The sequence below is a fragment of the Hoeflea ulvae genome (genome assembly GCF_026619435.1).
GTDB classification, from domain to species: domain Bacteria; phylum Pseudomonadota; class Alphaproteobacteria; order Rhizobiales; family Rhizobiaceae; genus Hoeflea; species Hoeflea ulvae.
Genome location: NZ_JAOVZQ010000001.1, coordinates 2,916,956 through 2,937,464 on the forward strand (window position 1 = coordinate 2,916,956; position 20,509 = coordinate 2,937,464).

Here is a 20,509-nt window from a genome sequence, read left to right on the forward strand (position 1 = left end):
TTCTCCCCGAAAGCCCCGGAGCCCGCCGGACATGCAGGCACTGTCCTGCAATCGTGTCTGTCCGCGTGGTCCGATAAAATGCGAGCAACGTAAAGGGATGCAGATCCCCCGCGGAGACCACGTCAATGGATGCCATCGTGAACAAAATGTCCGACAAGGACAAGGACAACCGGCCCACCCAGGCCGAGGCCGAGGAAGCCGTGCGCACGCTGCTGCGCTGGACCGGCGACGACATCACCCGCGAGGGCCTGCTTGATACGCCCAAACGCGTGGTCAAGGCCTACAAGGAGCTGTTTTCGGGCTATGACCAGGATGCAGAGGAAGAGCTCGGCCGCACCTTCGAGGAAGTGGCCGGCTATGACGACATCGTCCTGATCAAGGACATTCCGTTCTTTTCCCATTGCGAACACCACATGGTGCCGATCATCGGCAAGGCGCATGTCGCCTATCTGCCTGACGGCAAGGTGCTTGGCCTGTCGAAGATTGCCCGGGTGGTGGAGATTTTCGGCCGCCGGCTGCAGACCCAGGAAACCATGACCGCCCAGGTCGCCCATTCCATTGATGAAACCCTGCAGCCACGCGGTGTTGCGGTGATGATCGAGGCCGAGCATATGTGCATGGCGATGCGCGGCATCCAGAAGCAAGGCTCGACAACCATAACCACGACCTTTACAGGCGCATTCAAACAGGACCCGCACGAACAGGTCCGATTTATCACTTTGATCCGGGGTTGAGGCTGAACTCCGTTGCAGGAGGTCCCCATGTCCGGAACGTCGAAAACCCCAACTGATGCGAAAACAGAGCTTGAGGAAGGCTCGGTGCTGGCGCCGCGCTTTGACGCCAACGGCCTGATCACTGCAGTGGTTGCCGACAGCCGCGACAATGCGGTGCTGATGCTGGCACATATGAATGACCAGGCCCTGAAGCTGACCATCGAAACCGGCATCGCTCATTACTGGAGCCGCTCGCGCCAAAACCTTTGGAAAAAGGGCGAGACCTCGGGCAATGTGCAGATGGTCGAGGAAATCCGCGTCGATTGCGACCAGGACGCGGTGCTGCTCAAGGTCCGTGTCGGCGGCGCCGACGCCACCTGCCACACCGGCCGCCGGTCGTGTTTTTACCGCAGAATCGTCACCGGCGATGGCGAGCCACAGCTTGAAACCGATTCCAGCCCGCTGTTTGATCCCTCGACCGTGTATAAGGATCAGTAGCAGGGGATCCCTGGAGGCCTCGGCGCCGGGACATGCTCAGGAAGGTTGAAGACACATGCCGATGGAGACCTATCTGATCTATCTCGCGGCTGTTGCGGTGTTCTTCGCCACGCCGCCCGACACGAGCCAGTTGCTGATCATCTCCAACAGCATTCGTCACGGATTGCGCAAGAGCGCCTATACGATTGCCGGTGACCTGACGGCAAACTGCCTGCAGATGAGCGGCGCTGCCTTTGGTCTTGCGGCCGTCATCGCAACCTCGGCAACCGCCTTTGTCTGGATCAAATGGCTCGGCGTCGCCTATCTCGTCTGGATCGGGGTCCAGCTTGTACTCGCGAAACCTCATGCCAGCGGGGTCGCGGCCAATGCGTCGGGCGAAAAATTCCGTCTGTTCCGGCAAGGTTTTGTCACCTCGATGGCCAATCCCTTCGCCGTTGTGTTCTTCGGCGCCCTGTTTCCGCAATTCATCGATCCGGCGTTTCCGGTGCTGCCGCAGCTGTTCATTCTGGGACTGACCTATATTGCGGTCGACGGCGCCATCCTGCTGCTGTGGGGATGGATGGGCCTGCGCGCAGCGACGGCACTGAAACGGCTTTCGTACGCAATGGTCAACAAGGTCTGCGGCGGCCTGATGATTGCCGCAGCAGCTCTGCTTGCCGGCAAGGATTTCCAGCCGCAGCGATAACGACATCGTCGTCACCAGGGCGGAGGTGTTCCAGTTCGGGGCAAATTTTGCTTTTCTTCACCAAATTGAAACCCAAAACTGATGTCATTCGTTTCAAACGCGGGGGAAATGTTCGGCCGAAAGGAAAGCAAGCATGCTGAACTGGAACATGAACAGACCCATCGAGCCACGCATGGCGGCTCCGCGCAGCACCATTGAGGTGACACCGCCCCTTATTCCAACGCTTGGCACTATGAAACACATCGGCCCTCAAAAACCTCGTATCGCCCTGGCCCTGGGGGGCGGCGCAGCCCGCGGATGGGCGCATATCGGCGTCCTGCGCGCGCTTGACGAGGCCGGCGTCGAGGTCTCGATGATCGCCGGAACCTCCATCGGCGCCCTGGTCGGCGGCTGCTATCTGGCCGGGCGGCTGGACGAGCTGGAAACCTTTGCCCGCAGCCTGACCATGCGCCGCATTGCCGGGCTTCTGGATTTCGCCATCGGCGGCGGCGGGCTGTTTGGCGGCATGCGGCTCAACGACCGGATGCAGGAGCACCTCGTCGGCATCAATATCGAGGATCTCGACCGCACCTTCGTCGCGGTCGCGGCCGAGCTCAACACCGGTCACGAGGTCTGGATCTCGAAGGGATCGCTGATCACCGGGATCCGCGCATCCTATGCGCTGCCGGGCATTTTCGAGCCGGTTCGCTGCAACAATCGCACCCTGCTTGACGGCGCTCTGGTCAATCCGGTGCCGGTCTCGGTCTGCCGCGCCCATGAACAGCCGCTGGTGGTCGCGGTCAACCTGCACTACGATCTCTATGGCCGTTCGGCCGTGGTCAAGCACACGGCCAGTGATCCGGTAAGCGAGGAGCCCGCCGGCAAACGGCAGAGAAAGCCGCGCGAAAGCCGGCTCGGCATGACCGCGGTAATGGTGCAGGCCTTCAACATCATTCAGGACCGGATCTCACGCGCCCGCCTGGCCGGAGATCCGCCGGACCTGTCGCTGCATCCCAGACTGGCCGACATCGGACTGTCCGAGTTTCACCGCGCCAGCGAAGCCATTGATCGCGGCTATCAGGAAACCGTCAACAAGCTCGGCGAAATCACCCGCATGCAGGCAACGCTGACGCCGCTCTGAGCAGCCAGACGCAAGTCGGCCTGGCTCAACCGGCGATATAGGCCTTGATGTCCTCGGCCTCGCGCTCGACATCCTCGATTCGCCGCCGGACGACGTCGCCGATCGAAATGATGCCGATCAGCTTGCCGTCTTCCTCGACCGGCATGTGCCGGAACCGGCCATTGGTCATCAATTCCATCACCTGGTTGATCGAATGGGATTCGCCGCAGGTCGTGACCTTTGCGGTCATGATCGCCGAAATCGGCGCACTGAGTGCACCGGCACCCTTGCTCGCAACCGCACGGACAATATCGCGTTCGGACAGGATCCCGGCGATCTTGCCGTCCGGATCGGTCACGACAACCGCGCCGATCTTGTTGTCGGACAGGAACCGGACCGCCTCTTCCGTTCCCATCGACGGATCGACGGAGACCACGTTGCGGCCCTTCTGGTCAAGTATCTGTTTAACAGTCATGCAGTCCTCCTCCGCAGGATTGTCCAGTGCGCGCGCCCCGCATCGGGCGGCACGAGCAGACTGCATGGTGCGCCGGAACCCCCCTGTTTGCAACCCTCTGGATCGCCCCTGAACCCGCCGCAATCCCGGACCGCGACCAATGTCCCGGTCCGGCACAGGAGTCAGCCGCGCTGCATCGGATCAAACAGCGCAAAGGTAAGAAATCCGAACAGAAAACCGCCCAGATGCGCTTCCCAGGCGATCGCCGCATCGGCCATGTCAAAGGAAAATCCGACCGCCGCCAGCAGGTTGATGCCGAACCACACCACCAGGAATCCGACAACCATGCGGTTGCTCAGCGACTGGGCGATGCTCAACCGCCGATTGAGATGGGCCTGGTCGCGCCGAAACCCGCCGCTGCCGCCAAAGGCGAAGCGCGATGCGGCCCCCATCAGTGCCGAGACCACGCCGGAGGCGCCGACCATGATGTTCTGATCACCCCAGTGAAACGCCAGGAACAAAGCTGCCGACGACAGCGCGGCCAGCACCCAGAACACCACAAACCGCACCCAGCCGATGCGGCGGGCAACCACCGAGCCGAAGGCCGCCAGCCAGAACGAATTGAGCGCAAGATGGGCGTAGCCGCCATGCAGCAGCGAATAGGTGACCGGCGACCAGAAATAGGCGCCGCCCTGCCCCGCCGGACTTTCGGCATAGCGCTGCGAAATGAAGGCGCCCTGCAGATAGATCTCGAGCACGGCCGCGCGCGGCAGCAGCGTTTCCATCGCCACCTGAAGCGCCACCATGATCAGCAACATGGCCAGCACCACATTGGGAATGTTGAAAATCGGCTCATGGCCGGGATGCCCGGGCTCGGTCATGTCAGGGTCGTGGGTCATGGCGCAGGCGCTTCCTCGTGGCAGTGATCCGTGATCACTGACGAGTAGAGCGCGCGCCGCGGGGTGGCAACCGCCGGGAAGGCAAAAAAACCGCCCGCCAGAAGCGGACGGCCGGTCGAGTCCCCTCGTCCTGAATTGTGCTGAAGGACATTCCCTTCATGAAGTGATGATCCAAATTGTCACGTCGCCCCTGCAACCGCAATCGAAACCGAAAATTAACCTTAACGCTGCCGCCGTGGCATGGTTCTCGCTTGGATAACGACAAACCCGGATCACCGCGTGTGGTTGTGCCAAAACGGTGCAGCCTGATGCGGAACCGGAGCAACGGCCAAGCGGATGAAGTTGAAATGAGACACAAGAACACACTGGAATTCTTCGATTATTGGGCGAGCAAGCGCGGCGACCGGCCGGCGCCCAACCGCACCGACATCGAACCTGCGGATATCCGCCGTTTGCTGCCGCATGTTTTCATCTGCGACCTGACCGCCGGCGACGGGCTCGACTTCCGGCTTGCCGGCACTGCCCTGTGCGCGCTCTTTGGCCAGGAGCTCAAGGGATCGAGCTTTGGGTCGCTCTGGCTCGAGGACGGCGTGCGCAATGCCGGCAGGACCGGCGCCTCTGTCGTTACGCGGGCCACCCCGGCGGTGCTGACGCTGGATTGCCTGAGCACCGGCGCGCGGGTGATCAAGGCCGAGATGCTGCTACTGCCGCTCACCGGCCCCAGCGGCCAGCAGGACCGGCTGATCGGGCTGTTGTCCGTGTTTGATCCGCCCTACTGGATCGGTCATGATCCGCTGGCCGGCTTCTCCACCACCGGTATCCGATTCATTGATCCTTCGCGGGATCCGGTCTTCCTGGCCAACCGGCCGGAAATCGAGCTGCCGGCTGCCGCGGACGGCTTTCATGCCCGCATGACGGCGGCCAAGCAACGCAAGGTCGCGCACCTGGTGGTGCTCGATGGCGGTCGTCAGGATTGAAGCACAAGCCTGCCTGTACAGATGCGCTGGCACAAAGCTGTGCCCAAATGCTTACCTATTGTTAACAGTGGGCGGAATAGGATGAGCCAACAACCATAACTCCGGAATCGGCAAGGCTCCCAAATTGACCGTCAACTCCGCATTGCTCCACAAAGATCCCGAGGCTGCCGAGAGGCAGTTCAGCCGTGTCACCATTTCGGTGCAGGGCCGGTTCATGCGTGCTGATCATTCCGAACATGACTGCATCGTCGATATCATGTCACCGTTCGACGCCGTGATTTCCTCCGGCAACCGCCCGGAAGCCGGCGAACGCATTGTCGCCTATCTCGATTATATCGGACGCGTCGAAGGCAAGGTCAGCGAGACCGGCTTCCGCTCCTTCACCATCTCGATCAACGCCACCGACAGAAAACGCGACAAGCTGTCGGCGCAGCTGACCTGGCTTGCCAACAAGCATGAGCTGGGCCTGCCGGAAGACCGCCGGCACGAGCGCGTCGCGCCAAGCAATCCGATCGGCGAAATCAAGATGGATGACGGCCGCCGCTATCCGTGCCGCATCATCGACTTGTCGGTCTCGGGTGCCGCCATCGAGATCGATGTCCGTCCGGCATTCGGCACCTTGATCATCCTGGGCAATATGCGCGGCCGCGTCGTGCGCCATTTCCAGGAAGGGATCGCCATCGAGTTCGTCACGATCCAGCCTGAAGAGGTGATCAATCAGTTGTCCTGATTGGGAACAGACAGGGCGCAAGACGGAAACCGGCTTTTGACAGCCGGTTTTTTTGTGTCCTGACGCAAGGCGGGCTGCCCATAGCGGCCCGCCTGCCGCTTCATCGAAACCGCTTACCGCCAGTCCTCGGCATGCCGCCGTGGCTCGAAACTGCGTGAGCCGCCACGCTCAACCGCTGCGCAGCGCAGTTCCCTGTCGCGACATGGTTGCCAAATCCTCACCGACATGCCCGGCATTTTATACTTGTTTTAGTCTGAATTGTCGCGTGTTTTAATAGTATTAATCTCAATTAAGCTTTGATTGTTACTAGTATTATTTGCGCGATTTCAAATACCGAATGTCATTGTTGCCTCATAACGGGGAAGCAGAACAATGAACAGATATATTCAGTCTATCGGAAGTATTACCGCAGCATGCGGTCTCGCCGTCGCGTTTTCGACCGCCGCCTTTGCAACACCCACCAATCTGGTGCCGACAGGCAAGACTAATCCGCCGATCGGTCACTATGAATTCTGCAAGAGCTATCCGTCCGAATGCCGCTCGCTTGGCACGGATCGCGGCGCGATGACGCTGACGCGTGAACGCTGGGCCCAGATGCTCAAGGTCAATGCCAGCGTCAACCAGGGGATCCGGCCCGACACCGATCTCAACATCTATGGCGTCGATGAATTGTGGTCCTATCCGCGCACCGTGGGCGACTGCGAAGATTATGTGCTGCTCAAGCGGCACATGCTGATCGAAAAGGGATTCTCGCCGAGCGATCTCCTGATCACCGTGGTGCTGCAGCCCAATGGCGACGGTCATGCGGTGCTGACGGTCCGCACCGATTACGGCGACTACATTCTCGACAATATGCGCGGTGACGTCCGTCTCTGGTCGGAAACCGGCTACACCTTCGTCAAGCGCCAGTCCTCCGAACACGCCGCACGCTGGACCAAGCTTGGACCCGGCTCGGCAAGCAGTGTGGGCGCTGTCAACTACTGATACCGCGCTTCCGGACCTCATGCCGCGAGGCCTGTCCGGAACCGCCTGAATGCCGCCCGGGCGCTGATATGGCGTTCGGATACGGTGGGGCCCAGGTCGAGTCCCCTTGCTTCCCCGCAGCGACCCGGGCCTTGAGCCGATCCCAAAGTCCCCTGGGGTCGGCTCTTTCGTTTCAATCGATCCGTTTCAGTCCGGCGGCAAAACGCCTGGCATTTTCGACATAGTGGCTGGCCGACAGCTTCAGTCCCGCTTCGGCGCCGGCATCCAGTGTCCGGATCACCCGGGCGGGCGAGCCGACAACCAGGGAATTGTCCGGGATCACCTTGCCTTCCGTCACCAGCGCGCCGGCGCCGATCAGGCAGTTCCGGCCGATTCTCGCGCCGTTGAGAACGGTGGCGCCCATGCCCACCAGCGAGTTGTCGCCGATGGTGCAGCCATGCAGGATGGCGCTGTGACCGATGGTGCAGCCCTTGCCGATGGTGAGCGGAAAGCCCATATCGGTGTGCAGCACGCAGTTTTCCTGGATATTCGAGCCCTCGCCGACAATGATCGCTTCATTGTCCCCGCGCAGCACCGCGCCGAACCAGATCCCGGCCCCCTCTTCCAGGATGACATCGCCAATGACCTGGGCGCTGTCGGCGACGAAGTAAAATCCGTCCGGTCGCACCGGCGCCTTGCCGTCAAGACTGTAAATCGCCATCTCCGTAGTCTCCCTTGTCGCCACAACAGCCCCTCGCCAATTGCAGGGTCTCCCCGGTTTTGTAATGCCCTCGACGCGCAAAGGAAACACTTCCCGGAAGCGGTCGGGGTGTTTCACGCCTGTTGCAGAATTTGCAGCGCGGGAGTTCAGGCGAGAAAATAGCCGCTGGCAAAGGCCAGTTGCAGCACCACGACACCTGAACACATCGACCAGCCGCCGGCCACCAGCGCCAGAACCGTGTAAAGCGGCATGGTGACAAGGCCGCGGCGCCAGCTGCGGAAGCCGTTGACGATCAGCAGCCTCGGCCCGATCAGGGCCGCCAGCGCCAGTTCCAGACCGATCTCGCAGCGGATGTCCGGGGGCCACGCTTTCAGAGGGTTCGCGCCATCCGGCAAAGCGGACGAGCTCCAGTGCGATCCACGAGGTGGCAAAACCTGTCGCCATGGCGAAGACTGCGGTGAGGATATCGACGCTGTACATCATTGGTTAACCATCCGGGGGTCAGTATCAAAACTCGTCAGAGACCCTGCAAGGGCCGTGCCACGGCCTTGCGTTCCATTTTGGCACAAACCTGAAACCGGCTGGCAATGTCCGAATCCACAGACACTCTCGAGCACACGCCGCTGCTGTCGCCCCGATTCATCTGGAAACTGACCACGGTCGTGGCGGTCATGTGCCTGGTCACGCTTGCAATCGCCGTGACCGGTCAGCTCGTCGGCCGGCAGATTTCCCATGCCGGCAATACCGCCGACCGGACCATGCATGAAATCGTGATCGGCGACGACAGGCTGCGCCTGCCCGCCAATGTGATCCGCTACGAGAACCAGAGGGTGTCGGGCGTGCAATCAGCGATCGATACGTATTTTTCCTGGCCCGGCATGAATGGCTACAGTGAAGCCAGGCGCAACATCTTCAACCAGACCGACTCCGCCGACGGGCTTGTCTTCGCCCGCATTGCGCAGGCCACCATGTCGCGCGACATGTCCGGACGCTACACGCCGATTTACCGCAGGCTGACGGAAGGTGCACCGGTGGCCGGGCCCAACGGACTTGATTCCTACCGGCTGCGATCCGGTGCCGGTTACGCCAATGAGCTGATGTATGTCGAGCACGGCGCCAGCGAGCATCCCTACACCATACGCTGCCTGGTCGAGGAGACGGCGCCGGATCTGGACTTCACCACCAGGACCGGCTGCCAGCGCGACATCTCGCTTGGACAGGATCTGTCCGTGACCTACCGTTATTCGATAGATCTGCTGCCGCACTGGCGCGAGATCGAGCGTGATGTCCGTCAGAAGCTCGAGGCGGCGCTGGTCAGGTAATGCGGCGCCGGTCGGTCAGAGATCGACGTCGAGAATGGCCATCGAGAAATTATAGGACAATTCGCCGTCCTCGTCGTCGCGGAACATGATGCCGAGGAACTCGTCGCCGAGATAGACTTCCGCCGAATCGTCCTTCTTGTGCCGGGCCTTGATGGCAATCTTGTCATTGAAAATGCGCTTCAAATAGGCATCAAGCTTGGCAATTTCTTCCGGTTTCACGGCGCTCTCCTGGGCAATTGGATGTGTCGGGCTTTTGACATGGACGGCCGGCTAAATCAAACCCGCGCGCCGGGTTTTACGCTGACATCACCGGGTTATCTGTGAATGGCCGTGTCAGGATGTCGAATTGAGCATCTGGTCCATGGCGCGCGACGGTTCCTCGCAGCCGGCGGTGCCGACCACGCGGGCGGGAACGCCGGCCACGGTCGAATTCGGCGGCACCGGCTTGAGCACCACGGAACCCGCGGCCACCCGGCTGCAATGGCCGATCTCGATATTGCCGAGCACCTTGGCGCCGGCACCGACCAGCACGCCGTCTCCGATCTTGGGATGGCGGTCGCCGGTTTCCTTGCCGGTCCCACCCAGGGTGACACCCTGCAGGATCGAGACATTGTCGCCGATCGTCGCGGTCATACCGACCACCAGGCCGGTGGCGTGATCGAGGAACATGCCCTTGCCGACTTTCGCGGCGGGGTGAATATCGGTCTGGAAGATCTCCGACGACCGGCTTTGCAGATAGAGCGCCAGGTCGATCCGGCCGCGGTTCCACAGCCAATGCGCCAGACGGTGGGTCTGGATCGAATGGAAGCCCTTGAAATAGAGTACCGGCTGGATGAAGCGGGTGCAGGCCGGATCGCGGTCATAGACGGCCTGGATGTCGACGCGCAGCACCGACCCCCATTCCCGCCAGTCTTCGGCCATCTCCAGAAAGGTCTGCCGCAGCAGATTGGCCTGCAGGTCCTGGTGATCGAGACGCTCGCAGATCCGGTGAATCACCGCCGCTTCCAGTGACGGCTGGTTGAGCACGGTCGAATAGAGGAACGCCGCCAGCAGCGGATCCTGGGCGATCGAACGATCGGCCTCGATCCGGATCGAATCCCAGATCGGATCAATGGTCTTGAGCGACTCGCCTGCCCGTACACCTGTATTCGTTGCCATTGCCGCCTCCGGGCCTGTTGTTTCGACTGCGCCATCGGGTCTGTCAAACGCGCTGACAACGCGCTACCAGTCTCAATCCGTGCACAAACATCGCCATCCGGACCATCTCATTTGAACGCGACGTGCACCCAAAGATAAGACACAACGGCAAAAAAACAAATGGGCAGTTGAAATGGACGTGAATAATTCCTTTGCCGGCGGCACCATCACCACGGCAATCGGCGCCGACGGCATTGGCCGGCTGACGATCAATCGCCCGGAAAAACGCAATGCGCTGACCGATGCGATGTGGCGCGCCCTGCCTGCCGCACTCGACCGGCTGGTGGCACAGGACCAGGCCCGCGTGGTGATCATCGCCGGTGCGGGCGGGACGGATTTTTCCGCCGGCGCCGATATTGGCGAGTTCGCGACCTTGCGCAAGGACGGCGATACCGCGCGACTCTACGAGGCCGGCAATTCGCAGGCATTCGCCGCGGTGCGGACATGCCCGGTGCCGGTGATTGCCGTCATTCGCGGGATCTGCTTTGGCGGCGGCTTCGGACTTGCCGCCGCCGCCGACATCCGGCTGGCCGACGAGACCGCCCGCTTCGCCATTCCCGCCGCCCGGCTGGGCCTGGCCTATCCGCTTGATGCAGTTCAGGATCTGCTGCGCGCGCTGGGCGACCAGAGAGCCCGCCATGCGCTGTATTCGGCTTGGGAGATGTCCGCCAGTGAGGCGCTTGGCTGCGGTTGCCTGCTGAGCCTCTATCGAAAGGACGAGCTGGAGGCGGAAGCATCGCGTCTGGCGTCCGACATCGCCGCGGCGGCACCGCTGTCGGTGCGCGCTTCCAAGGCAGCCATTCTGGCGCAGGGGTCGCGCTCTCAACAGGATCTGGAGACCGCCGCGGCCATCGCGACACTGACCTTTGACAGCCACGGCTACGCCGAGGGACATCGCGCCTTCATGGAAAAGCGCGCAGCGACATTCACCGGGAGATAAAACTCTCCACACGGCCTTCGAGCTGGTCGAGAAAGGCCATCACGGCATCGTTGAAGGCGTCATTGCGGTCGCCGGCCACCATGTGCCCTGCCCCCGAAACATCGACGTAACCGGCATGCGGAACCATCTTGCGAAACGCCACCACGGCCTCTTCGGTGACCAGTTCGGACTGCTGCCCGCGCACCAGCAGCACCGGGATCTTCAGTCCCTTCGCTGCCGCCACGAGGTGGTCCTGAACCGCCTCGCCACCGGCATTGATGGTACGCGGTCCGTCGATAAAGGCCGGGTCCCAATGCCAGCGATGCCGGCCGTCGCTGCCGATGCGCAGGTTCTTGGCGAGTCCCGCGAGCGACCGCGGCTGCGGACGGTGCGGCAGATAGGCGGCAATTGCGGCTGCGGCCTCTTCGAGCGTTGCAAAACCGTCGCGCATCCGCTCCGCCATAAAACCCTGGATGCGGCTGATGCCGTCGGGATCCATATGCGGGGTGACATCGACCAGAACCAGACCGGCAAGCAGGTCCGGATCGCCCTGCCCGGCAGCCAGCAGCCCGGACAACCCGCCAAGCGAGGCGCCGACCAGCACAGGCGGCTTGCCGGTCTGCGCGGTGATGGCACGGCAAAGCGCCACGGCATCAGCCGCGTAATCACTGACCGCATAGGCCTTGTCATCAAGCCAGGCGCTGTCGCCATGGCCGCGCTGATCCACGGTGAAGGCCGTGTGCCCGGCATCGGCAATGCGGCGGGCGGCACCGCCCCAGGCGTGCCGGGTCTGGCCGCCACCATGAAGCAGCAACACCGGATTGCCGTGGCCGGAGCCTTTCGGCTCGTGCCTGTCGGCGGCGAGCCTGTTGCCCGCGGCACCCTGAAATTCCACCAGCGTCTTGAGATTGCTCACTGAAATTCACCGGCCTCGACGTCGGCGAAGAAGGCAAGGGTTGCCGCCTTGAACACCTTGTCACCGACAGCGAGCATGTGATCGCGGTTGGGAATGTCGAGCGCGCGGGACCGGGGAATGAGCCGGGCAAGACCTTCGGCCGATCCGGCGATGTCGTCCCGGGTGCCGACCCCGACCAGTGCCGGCATCGGCAATTGCGCCAGATCATCGCCGCTGACCAGGGTCCGCGAGGTGCGGATGCAGGCTGCCAGCGCCAGCCGGTCGCTCTTGGTCTGATCGGCAAAGGCGCGGAACATCCTGCCGCGGGCATCGCTCACATCATCGATGGAGCCTGCCAGCAGTGCGTCGGCGATCGGGTCCCAGTCGCCGACCCCTTCGACCATACCCATGCCGAGACCGCCAAACACCACCGAACGGACCAGTTCGGGCCGGGCGATGGCCAGAAACGCCGAAATCCGCGCACCCATCGAATAGCCGATGACATGGGCCGACTCGATCTTCAGCGACTCAAGCAGGCCGGACGCATCAGCCGCCATGGTTTCGGGATGATAGGCTTCCGGCTCATGCGGCTTGTCCGATTCGCCATGGCCGCGATTGTCGAGCGCGATCACCCGGTAGCCGGCCTCGTCCAGCGTCTTGAACCAGCCGGGAAACACCCAGTTGACATGGGCGGTCGAGGCAAAGCCGTGAATCAGCAGCACCGGCGTTCCCTCGGGGTTGCCGGCCTCATACCATGTGATGTCGATGTCGCCGGAAGTGTAGCGGCCGGCTTGCAAGCGATCCAGATTCATATGATGCCCCTTTTCGCATCCTACCTAGCCCAATCGGTTGATCTTGCAAATATTGCCTGCCGATGATTTCCCGATGTTCGGGATCGAAGCGCCGGGGAGCCAAAAACCCGCTACACATTTGACAAGCCAACGTATATGGTCCGCCCAATTCAGTTTCGCCGCGACGGAGAGATGCATGGCAGACCACACAATTCCGCATTACCAGAATGATGCAGGCCACGTTGCGGTTGAAATCGGCGTGAAGGAATTCATGTGCGTGGGCGCAAACCCGCCTTTCGATCATCCGCATGTCTATCTCGACATGGGCGCCGACAGTGAAAAGGTCTGCCCCTATTGCTCCACCCTGTACCGCTACAATCCGGCACTGGCCGCGACCGAGACCGTGCCGGCGGGATGCGCGTGGGATCATCAACCTGCCTGAATTCGCCTTGACGCCAATCTGACCCGGAAGGTGCCATGACTGCCCAGAACATCATGATTGTCGGGGCGGGCATGGCCGGATTGACGACCGCCCCGGCATTCGCCCGCAAGGGGGTCGAGGTCGATATTGTCGAGCAGGCGCCGGAGTTGAGCGAAGTCGGCGCCGGTTTGCAGATTTCCCCCAATGCCAGCCGCATCCTGATTGCGCTGGGTCTGGGCGAGCGGCTGACCGAATTGATGACCTGTCCCAGCGACATCGTGCTGACATCGGGCAGTTCACTGCGCGAGATTGCCCATGTTCCCTGCGGGGACTTTGCCGCCAGCCGCTGGGGCGCGCCCTATGGCGTGATGCATCGCGCCGGCCTTCAGGCACTGCTTCTCGATGCCGTGCAGGCCGAGCCGCGCTGTCGCCTGCATCTGGGCCAGCGTGCCGATACCACTGCAGTGGGCACCTTGCATGACCGCATCGGTCAACCACGGCCCGGCCTGATCATCGGCGCCGACGGGGTCTGGTCGCAAATCCGCAGCCTGGTTCCCGGCGCCAAGCCCCCCGATTTTCCGGCCAGGTGGCCTGGCGCTTCACCATGCCGGCCGAGGCCACGCAGGCAATCCTCAATCCGAAAAACGTCACCGCCTTTCTCGGCCCGCAGACCCATCTGGTGACCTATCCGCTGGACCATGGCGCGGCGATCAACATGGTGGCCATCACCGGGGGCACGGATCCGGGACCCGACTGGGCCAGCCGCGAAACTTCGGCAGACCGCAGCGGATTGCTGCAGGCCTTTGCGCAATGGCATCCCGACATTGTGTCGATCCTGAAGACGGCGCCGCAAATGACCCGCTGGCCGCTGTTTGAAGTGCCCGACGGCAGCTGGAGCAATGGCGCGGAGACGGTGCTGATCGGCGACGCCGCCCACGCCATGACGCCCTTTGCAGCGCAGGGAGCAGCCATGGCGATGGAAGACGGTTTCGAACTGGCGGAAACCTGCGCGGGCCTGCCGCAAGCCGCCACAGCACGGGCGATCGCCGATTTTGAGACCCGGCGGCGGCTGCGCATCGGCCGGGCCCGGCAGCGCGCCGCGTTCAACAGGTTCGCCTACCACGCCAAGGGACCGGTCCGGCTGGCGCGCGACGCCGTGCTGGCGCTGAAAAAGCCCGAAAGCCTCGCCGCCGATCTCGACTGGCTCTACGGCTATCGCGCCATCGGCTCGTAATCCGCTGCGACGGCAATGAGCATTCTCGATTAGGAACGGCATGAAAAGGCCCCGGAACCGGAGTTCCGAGGCCTTGTCTGTCGCGTTAATCCGGCGTCCCGGCTTAAGAGCCGGACCACAAGACCGCTAGTGCAGGATCTGGCTGAGGAACAGCTTGGTCCGCTCGTGCTGCGGATTGTCGAAGAACTCGCCTGGCTCGTTCTGTTCGACGATCTGGCCCTGGTCCATGAAGATCACCCGGTTGGCGACCTGACGTGCAAAACCCATTTCGTGAGTGACGCACAGCATGGTCATGCCTTCCTCGGCGAGACCCACCATGGTGTCGAGCACTTCCTTGATCATTTCCGGGTCGAGCGCCGATGTCGGCTCGTCAAACAGCATGATGCGCGGGTTCATGCACAGCGAGCGGGCAATGGCCACGCGCTGCTGCTGACCGCCGGACAACTGACCGGGATATTTGTTGGCCTGTTCGGGGATCTTGACCCGCTCGAGGAAATGCATGGCGACTTCCTCGGCCTTTTTCTTCGGCATCTTGCGCACCCAGATCGGCGCCAGGGTGCAGTTTTCAAGAATGGTCAGATGCGGGAACAGGTTGAAGTGCTGGAACACCATTCCGACTTCGCGCCGGACTTCATCGATCTTCTTGAGATCGTTGGTCAGTTCGATGCCATCGACGATGATCTTGCCCTTCTGGTGTTCTTCCAGACGGTTGATGCAGCGGATCATCGTCGACTTGCCCGAGCCCGAAGGCCCGGCAATGACGATGCGCTCGCCGCGCATGACCTTCAGGTTGATGTCGCGCAGAACGTGAAAATCGCCGTACCACTTGTTCATGCCGATGAGCTCGATGGCGACATCGGTGTCCGACACCGTCATGTTCGACGGGCCGGTGCCCTCTTTGACCGCTGCATTGTTGTCAGCCATGGTTGTGTTCCTTTTTATCGTTTGTGGCCAGTGTCGAGACGCCGTTCCATATAGGCGGAATAGCGCGACATGCTGAAGCAGAAGATGAAGAAGACAAACCCGGCGAAGACAAAGCCTGTCGCCGGCGTCGCAGGTGAAATCCAGTTCTGGTCGTTCATGTTCTGCTGGACGATGCCCAGCAGGTCGAACAGGCCGATGATCAGCACCAGGCTGGTGTCCTTGAACAGCCCGATGAAGGTGTTGACGATGCCTGGAATGACCAGCGTCAGCGCCTGCGGCATGATCACCAGCCGGATGCCCTGCCAGAAGGTCAGGGCCATGGCATTGGCGGCCTCATACTGGCCCTTCGGAATGGCTTGCAGGCCACCGCGGATCACTTCCGCCATATAGGCCGACGAGAACAGCGCCACGCCGATCAGCGCCCTGAGCAGCTTGTCGAAGGACACGCCGTCGGGAAGGAACAGCGGCAGCATCACCGAAGACATGAACAGCACGGTGATCAACGGAACCCCGCGCCAGAACTCGATGAAGATGACGCTGAACATCTTGACGATCGGCATTTCCGACCGCCGCCCCAGCGCCAGCAGGATGCCCAGCGGGAACGACACCACGATGCCGACAATGGCAACCACCAGGGTGACCAGAAGGCCGCCCCAGAGCGCGGTCTCGACCGGTTCGAGGCCGAACTGGCCGGTGAGCAGGATGAAGGCCAGGATCGGAAACACCACCAGAAGGTAGAGCGCATTCTCGCGCTTGTAAGGCACCGAGGGAATGGCGATCGGCACCAGGCCCGCGATCAGCAGCAGCCCGGAAAGATTGACCCGCCAGCGCTCCTCGATCGGGTAACGGCCATAGATGAACTGGCCGAATTTTGCCTCGACAAAGGCCCAGCAGGCGCCGGTTCCCGGCGCGATGCAGGCTTCGCGGCTGTCTCCGGTCCACACCGCACTGATAAAGGCCCAGTCGATGATCGGTGGAATCAGCCACAGCAGGAACAGCAGGGTCAGGATCGACAGAACCGTGTCACGCGGCGTGGCGAACAGGTTTTCCTTGAGCCAGCCGACCACGCCGCCGGTGGCAACCGGTGGCGCCATTGTCGGGCTTTCCTGGGTGCGGACATAGGCGATTTTGTTAGTAGTGTTGTCCATGGTTCAGCGCTCCACCAGTGCGACACTGGAGTTAAACCAGTTCATGAATGCCGATGTCAGCAGCGACAGTGTCAGATAGACCAGCATGGTGATCGAGATCACCTCCACCGCCTGTCCGGTCTGGTTGAGCACCGTTCCGCCGAAGATCGACACAAGGTCGGGATAGCCGATGGCCACCGCAAGTGACGAGTTTTTGGTCAGGTTCAGATACTGACTGGTCAGCGGCGGAATGATCACCCGCATGGCCTGCGGCACCACCACCAGACGGCTGGTCAGGTTTGGCCTGAGCCCGAGCGCGAAGGCGGCCTCGGATTGCCCGTGAGAGACCGCGAGGATCCCTGCCCTGACAATCTCGGCAATGAAGGAGGCCGTGTAGAGCGACAGGCCGAGAAGCAGCGCCATGAATTCGGGCTGGATCACCCAGCCATCGACCATGTTGAAGCCCTGAAGGCTTGCATATTCGAGCGACAACGGCATGCCCGTGACCAGATAGGTCAGCAAGGGCAGCACGATGAACAGACCCAGTCCGGTCAGGAAAACCGGAAACTGCTGTCCCGTGGCCATTTGCCGTTTCTTGGCCCAGCGGCCGATCAGGACCCAGGCGATGATGGCGATGATCACGGCATAGAGAATGAGCGACGACCCTGCCTCGGGCACGATCCGCGGCATGTACAGCCCGCGATTGTTGAGGCTGAAAACCACCTCGACGCCGGGCTCGAGACCGACCTGCCGTGGCGACGGCAGGATCGACAGCACCGCCTTGTACCAGAACAGCAGCTGCAGCAGCACCGGGATGTTTCTCAGTGTCTCGACATAGACGGTGGCGAATTTCTGCACCAGATAGTTCTTCGACAACCTGGCGAGGCCGACAATGAAACCGATGATCGTGGCGAAGAAGATACCGATAACGCCGACCACCATCGTGTTCAGCAGACCAACGAAAAACGCCTGCAGATAGGTGCTGTCATTGGTGTATGGAATAAATGACTGGCCGATATCGAAGCCGGCGCGTTCACTGAAGAACCCGAAGCCCGACGCGATCCCGGCCCGTGCCAGGTTGTTGCCGGCATTCGTGACGCCGGAATAGACCAGAAAAATGACGGCAATGATCAACAATGCCTGGAATACAAGGCCGCGCACCTTGGGATCGTTCATCAGCGAAACGCGACCGGAATCACCGGCGTCTGATGTGACGCCTGCTTGATCAGCCATACCTGTCCCCAACTTGATTCGTCCGGACCTTGTGGCCGGATCGTTTGGTTCAACCTGTCGTCGTTGCGCCAGGCTTGACGGCCTTTCTCACGAGGCCGGAGAAGGCGGGCTTCCGAGGAAGCCCGCCTGGTATTCGTCAGTGCTTAGCGCAGCGGCGGTGCATACTGCAGGCCACCCTTCGACCACAGCGCATTGACGCCACGGCCGATTGCAAGCGGGGTCGAGGCGCCGACGTTGCGCTCAAACACTTCGCCGTAATTGCCGACCTGCTTGATCACATTGTAGGCCCAGTCGTTGCTGACGCCGATGGAATCGCCGAATGTGCCTTCCTTGCCGAGCAGACGCATCACGTTCGGGTCGGTGGACTCGAGCATTTCGTCGGCATTGGCCGAAGTCACGCCCATTTCTTCGGCGTTGATCATCGCAAAGTGAACCCACTTGACGATCGAGAACCACTGGTCGTCGCCCTGGCGAACCACGGGGCCGAGCGGCTCCTTGGAGATCACTTCGGGAAGAACCATGTGATCGTCAGGAGCCGTCAGGCCGAGGCGGATCGAATACAGGCCCGACTGGTCGGTGGTGTAGACATCGCAACGGTTGGCATCATAGGCCGCGTTCACTTCTTCGAGCTTTTCGAACACGACCGGATTGTAGGTCATGCCATTGGCCTTGAAGTAGTCGGTCAGGTTCAGCTCGGTGGTGGTGCCGGTCTGCACGCAGACCGAAGCGCCCGAAAGCTGCAGCGCAGAATTCACGCCGAGCGACTTGCGAACCATGAAGCCCTGGCCGTCATAGTAGTTGACGCCGGCGAAGTTGAGACCAAGCTGAGTGTCACGGCTCATGGTCCAGGTGGTGTTGCGCGACAGCACGTCGATTTCACCGGACTGGAGCGCGGTGAAACGTTCCTTGGCGGACAGCGGGCTGAACTTGACAGCCGTCGCATCGCCGAAGACCGCAGCGGCGACGCCGCGGCACAGGTCCACATCGAGACCGGACCAGTCGCCGGCATCATTCGGAGCGGAGAAACCGGCGAGGCCGGTCGATACGCCGCACTGGACGAACCCCTTTGCCTTCACGTCATCGAGCGTTGCAGCGGATGCCGCGGAGGCTCCCATGCCAACAACGGCCACGCCGCCAACGACAGCGGCAAAAATCTTCTTGTTCATTTGATACAACCCTTTTTTATCTGTTGCCTTGTTCTGGGTGCGTCAAAACGATCAGGGGCCAAAATTGTCTACCTCTACCCCCGCCATTTTGCACTCCAACATACCATGCCGAAATCATTTGGGGGTCAAGCCTCCAAAGCCCGAAAACTGACAAGTCCCCCGAATTGAGGAGATCGCGCGCCGCAAATTGATCCCGGCAAAAATGAGCGGCACCGAAAAACCGGCGCGGATGGTCTGCTGTACGCCAAAGGTCCTGCCCGCGCCGATCCTTGTGGATCAGGACAACTCGCGATATGGCTTCGGACCTATCGAAACGAGCCCGTGCGCAGTCAGCAAATTGGATCCCAGATGAGCAAGAAGCAGAATCCCGACCACACCGGAATCAACACCCGTCTCGCCCATTCCGGCAACAATCCGCGGGATTTCTTCGGCTTCGTGAACCCGCCCGTGGTGCATGCCTCGACCGTGCTTTTCCCTAATGCGGCAACAATGGTCTCCCGCGACCAGAAATACACCTATGGCACCCATGGGACGCCGACCACCGATGCGCTGAACGAGGCGATGAACCAGCTCGAAGGCTCGGTGGGCACGATTGCGGTGCCATCGGGACTTGCGGCGGTCACCGTGCCGTTCCTGTCCGCCCTGCGCGCCGGCGACCATCTGCTGGTGGTTGATTCGATCTACGGCCCGACGCGCCGATTCTGCGATGACATGCTGGCAAAATTCGGCGTCGAGACAACCTATTACGACCCGATGATCGGCGCCGACATCGAAAGCCTGATGCGCCCAAACACAAAGCTGGTCCACACCGAGGCACCCGGCTCCAACACCTTTGAAATGCAGGATATTCCGGCCATTGCCGAAGTTGCCCACGCCCATGGCGCACTGGTCTCGATGGACAACACCTGGGCAACGCCGCTCTATTTCAAGCCGCTCGACCATGGCGTCGACCTTTCGATCCATGCCGCCACGAAATATCCCGCCGGCCATTCCGATGTGCTGATCGGCACGGTCTCGGCCAACGAGACCGCCTGGCCGGCCCTGACCAGCACCTTCACCATGCTCGGGATCTGCGCCGCCCCCGATGATGCCTATATGACGCTGCGCGGATTGCGCACCATGGGCGTGCGCATGACGCGCCACCAGGAAAGCACGCTGGCGATTGCCCGCGCGCTCGAATCGATGCCCGGCGTCGCGAAAGTGCTGCACCCGGCACTGGAGAGCTTTCCCGGCCACGCTTTGTGGAAGCGCGATTTCTGCGGATCCAGCGGCATTTTCTCGATCGTACTCGATGTTGCCGATCCGACGCATCACCAGCGCAAGGCGCATGCCTTCCTCGATGCGCTGACGATCTTCGGGCTGGGCTATTCCTGGGGCGGCTACGAGAGCCTGGCCGTGCACGCCAACCTGTCCGACCGGACCATTGCCATGCCGCCCAAGCAGGGCCCGGTCATCCGCCTGCAGATCGGCCTCGAAGATGTCGAAGATCTGATGGCCGATATCGAGCGCGGACTGGCTGCGGCAAAATCGGCCTGAGTCAT

Annotated in this window: 23 protein-coding genes and 1 pseudogene; 12 read left to right on the forward strand and 12 right to left on the reverse strand. The window is 61.6% G+C overall.

The window, feature by feature from the left end; translation table 11 throughout:
• Nucleotides 1-125 precede the first annotated feature (125 nt).
• From folE to OEG82_RS13860, 4 genes are all read left to right on the forward strand, one after another.
• Nucleotides 126-734: a GTP cyclohydrolase I FolE gene (gene folE / locus OEG82_RS13845; RefSeq protein ID WP_267612999.1), complete on the forward strand. Its 609-nt coding sequence runs from the start codon at nt 126-128 to the stop codon at nt 732-734.
• A gap of 27 nt (nt 735-761) precedes the next feature.
• Nucleotides 762-1,211: a phosphoribosyl-AMP cyclohydrolase gene (gene hisI, locus OEG82_RS13850; RefSeq protein WP_267613000.1), complete on the forward strand. Its 450-nt coding sequence runs from the start codon at nt 762-764 to the stop codon at nt 1,209-1,211.
• 55 nt (nt 1,212-1,266) lie between these two features.
• A complete protein-coding gene (locus OEG82_RS13855; RefSeq protein WP_267613001.1) occupies nt 1,267-1,896 on the forward strand; it encodes a LysE family translocator in 630 nt (209 codons plus the stop codon).
• A gap of 133 nt (nt 1,897-2,029) precedes the next feature.
• A complete protein-coding gene (locus OEG82_RS13860; RefSeq protein ID WP_267613002.1) occupies nt 2,030-3,016 on the forward strand; it encodes a patatin-like phospholipase family protein in 987 nt (328 codons plus the stop codon).
• Nucleotides 3,017-3,041: 25 nt separating this feature from the next.
• Here OEG82_RS13860 and OEG82_RS13865 read toward each other — a convergent pair whose 3' ends face one another.
• Together OEG82_RS13865 and OEG82_RS13870 are read right to left on the reverse strand one after the other, a co-directional pair.
• Nucleotides 3,042-3,470: a CBS domain-containing protein gene (locus OEG82_RS13865; protein ID WP_267613003.1), complete on the reverse strand. Its 429-nt coding sequence runs from the start codon at nt 3,468-3,470 to the stop codon at nt 3,042-3,044.
• Nucleotides 3,471-3,631: 161 nt separating this feature from the next.
• On the reverse strand, nt 3,632-4,348 hold the full coding sequence (locus OEG82_RS13870; RefSeq protein ID WP_267613004.1) for a rhomboid family intramembrane serine protease: 717 nt from the start codon (nt 4,346-4,348) through the stop codon (nt 3,632-3,634).
• A 347-nt stretch (nt 4,349-4,695) separates the two neighbouring features.
• On the opposite strand from OEG82_RS13870, the gene OEG82_RS13875 reads away from it, so the two are divergent.
• The 3 genes from OEG82_RS13875 to OEG82_RS13885 all read left to right on the forward strand — a co-directional run bounded on the left by OEG82_RS13875 (nt 4,696) and on the right by OEG82_RS13885 (nt 7,039).
• Nucleotides 4,696-5,325 (forward strand): PAS domain-containing protein, encoded by a 630-nt coding sequence (locus OEG82_RS13875; RefSeq protein ID WP_267613005.1) that lies wholly within the window; start codon nt 4,696-4,698, stop codon nt 5,323-5,325.
• A gap of 214 nt (nt 5,326-5,539) precedes the next feature.
• A complete protein-coding gene (locus tag OEG82_RS13880; protein WP_267614956.1) occupies nt 5,540-6,055 on the forward strand; it encodes a PilZ domain-containing protein in 516 nt (171 codons plus the stop codon).
• Nucleotides 6,056-6,427: 372 nt separating this feature from the next.
• Nucleotides 6,428-7,039, forward strand: coding sequence for a transglutaminase-like cysteine peptidase (locus tag OEG82_RS13885; protein ID WP_425497588.1), 612 nt, complete (start codon nt 6,428-6,430; stop codon nt 7,037-7,039).
• Between the two features lie 172 nt (nt 7,040-7,211).
• Here the strand turns inward: OEG82_RS13885 and OEG82_RS13890 are convergent, their stop codons facing one another.
• Both OEG82_RS13890 and OEG82_RS13895 read right to left on the reverse strand, forming a co-directional pair.
• The gene (locus tag OEG82_RS13890; protein WP_267613006.1) at nt 7,212-7,739 is read right to left on the reverse strand and encodes a gamma carbonic anhydrase family protein; all 528 of its coding nucleotides are present in this window, start codon (nt 7,737-7,739) and stop codon (nt 7,212-7,214) included.
• A gap of 146 nt (nt 7,740-7,885) precedes the next feature.
• Nucleotides 7,886-8,134, reverse strand: a complete 249-nt coding sequence (locus OEG82_RS13895) for a DUF6949 family protein (RefSeq protein WP_267613007.1) — start codon at nt 8,132-8,134, stop codon at nt 7,886-7,888.
• Between the two features lie 192 nt (nt 8,135-8,326).
• Between OEG82_RS13895 and OEG82_RS13900 the strand changes: the two genes are divergently transcribed.
• A complete protein-coding gene (locus OEG82_RS13900) occupies nt 8,327-9,061 on the forward strand; it encodes a hypothetical protein (protein ID WP_267613008.1) in 735 nt (244 codons plus the stop codon).
• Nucleotides 9,062-9,076: 15 nt separating this feature from the next.
• Here OEG82_RS13900 and OEG82_RS13905 read toward each other — a convergent pair whose 3' ends face one another.
• A complete protein-coding gene (locus tag OEG82_RS13905) occupies nt 9,077-9,280 on the reverse strand; it encodes a DUF3126 family protein (RefSeq protein ID WP_267613009.1) in 204 nt (67 codons plus the stop codon).
• Nucleotides 9,281-9,394: 114 nt separating this feature from the next.
• The gene (gene cysE / locus OEG82_RS13910; RefSeq protein WP_267613010.1) at nt 9,395-10,219 is read right to left on the reverse strand and encodes a serine O-acetyltransferase; all 825 of its coding nucleotides are present in this window, start codon (nt 10,217-10,219) and stop codon (nt 9,395-9,397) included.
• 172 nt (nt 10,220-10,391) lie between these two features.
• On the opposite strand from cysE, the gene OEG82_RS13915 reads away from it, so the two are divergent.
• A complete protein-coding gene (locus tag OEG82_RS13915) occupies nt 10,392-11,198 on the forward strand; it encodes an enoyl-CoA hydratase-related protein (RefSeq protein WP_267613011.1) in 807 nt (268 codons plus the stop codon).
• Here the strand turns inward: OEG82_RS13915 and OEG82_RS13920 are convergent.
• Together OEG82_RS13920 and OEG82_RS13925 are read right to left on the reverse strand one after the other, a co-directional pair.
• Nucleotides 11,185-12,093, reverse strand: a complete 909-nt coding sequence (locus tag OEG82_RS13920) for an alpha/beta fold hydrolase (RefSeq protein ID WP_267613012.1) — start codon at nt 12,091-12,093, stop codon at nt 11,185-11,187. The two genes, OEG82_RS13915 and OEG82_RS13920, sit on opposite strands and share 14 nt — an antisense overlap.
• Nucleotides 12,090-12,884: an alpha/beta fold hydrolase gene (locus tag OEG82_RS13925; RefSeq protein WP_267613013.1), complete on the reverse strand. Its 795-nt coding sequence runs from the start codon at nt 12,882-12,884 to the stop codon at nt 12,090-12,092. The genes OEG82_RS13920 and OEG82_RS13925 overlap by 4 nt, the downstream gene beginning before the upstream one ends.
• 175 nt (nt 12,885-13,059) lie before the next feature.
• Here OEG82_RS13925 and OEG82_RS13930 point away from each other — a divergent pair, with 175 nt between their 5' ends.
• Nucleotides 13,060-13,305, forward strand: coding sequence for a zinc-finger domain-containing protein (locus OEG82_RS13930; protein ID WP_267613014.1), 246 nt, complete (start codon nt 13,060-13,062; stop codon nt 13,303-13,305).
• A 35-nt stretch (nt 13,306-13,340) separates the two neighbouring features.
• Nucleotides 13,341-14,518 (forward strand): annotated as a pseudogene (locus OEG82_RS13935) (FAD-dependent monooxygenase).
• Between the two features lie 126 nt (nt 14,519-14,644).
• Here the strand turns inward: OEG82_RS13935 and OEG82_RS13940 are convergent.
• The 4 genes from OEG82_RS13940 to OEG82_RS13955 all read right to left on the reverse strand — a co-directional run bounded on the left by OEG82_RS13940 (nt 14,645) and on the right by OEG82_RS13955 (nt 18,968).
• On the reverse strand, nt 14,645-15,442 hold the full coding sequence (locus OEG82_RS13940) for an amino acid ABC transporter ATP-binding protein (protein ID WP_425497589.1): 798 nt from the start codon (nt 15,440-15,442) through the stop codon (nt 14,645-14,647).
• A 14-nt stretch (nt 15,443-15,456) separates the two neighbouring features.
• Complete coding sequence (locus OEG82_RS13945) at nt 15,457-16,590, reverse strand: amino acid ABC transporter permease (RefSeq protein ID WP_267613015.1); 1,134 nt, start codon at nt 16,588-16,590, stop codon at nt 15,457-15,459.
• Nucleotides 16,591-16,593: 3 nt separating this feature from the next.
• Nucleotides 16,594-17,802 (reverse strand): amino acid ABC transporter permease, encoded by a 1,209-nt coding sequence (locus tag OEG82_RS13950; protein ID WP_267613016.1) that lies wholly within the window; start codon nt 17,800-17,802, stop codon nt 16,594-16,596.
• Nucleotides 17,803-17,945: 143 nt separating this feature from the next.
• Nucleotides 17,946-18,968, reverse strand: a complete 1,023-nt coding sequence (locus tag OEG82_RS13955; protein WP_267613017.1) for an amino acid ABC transporter substrate-binding protein — start codon at nt 18,966-18,968, stop codon at nt 17,946-17,948.
• Nucleotides 18,969-19,316: 348 nt separating this feature from the next.
• On the opposite strand from OEG82_RS13955, the gene OEG82_RS13960 reads away from it, so the two are divergent.
• A complete protein-coding gene (locus tag OEG82_RS13960) occupies nt 19,317-20,504 on the forward strand; it encodes a cystathionine beta-lyase (RefSeq protein WP_267613018.1) in 1,188 nt (395 codons plus the stop codon).
• The last annotated feature ends 5 nt before the right edge of the window (nt 20,505-20,509 follow it).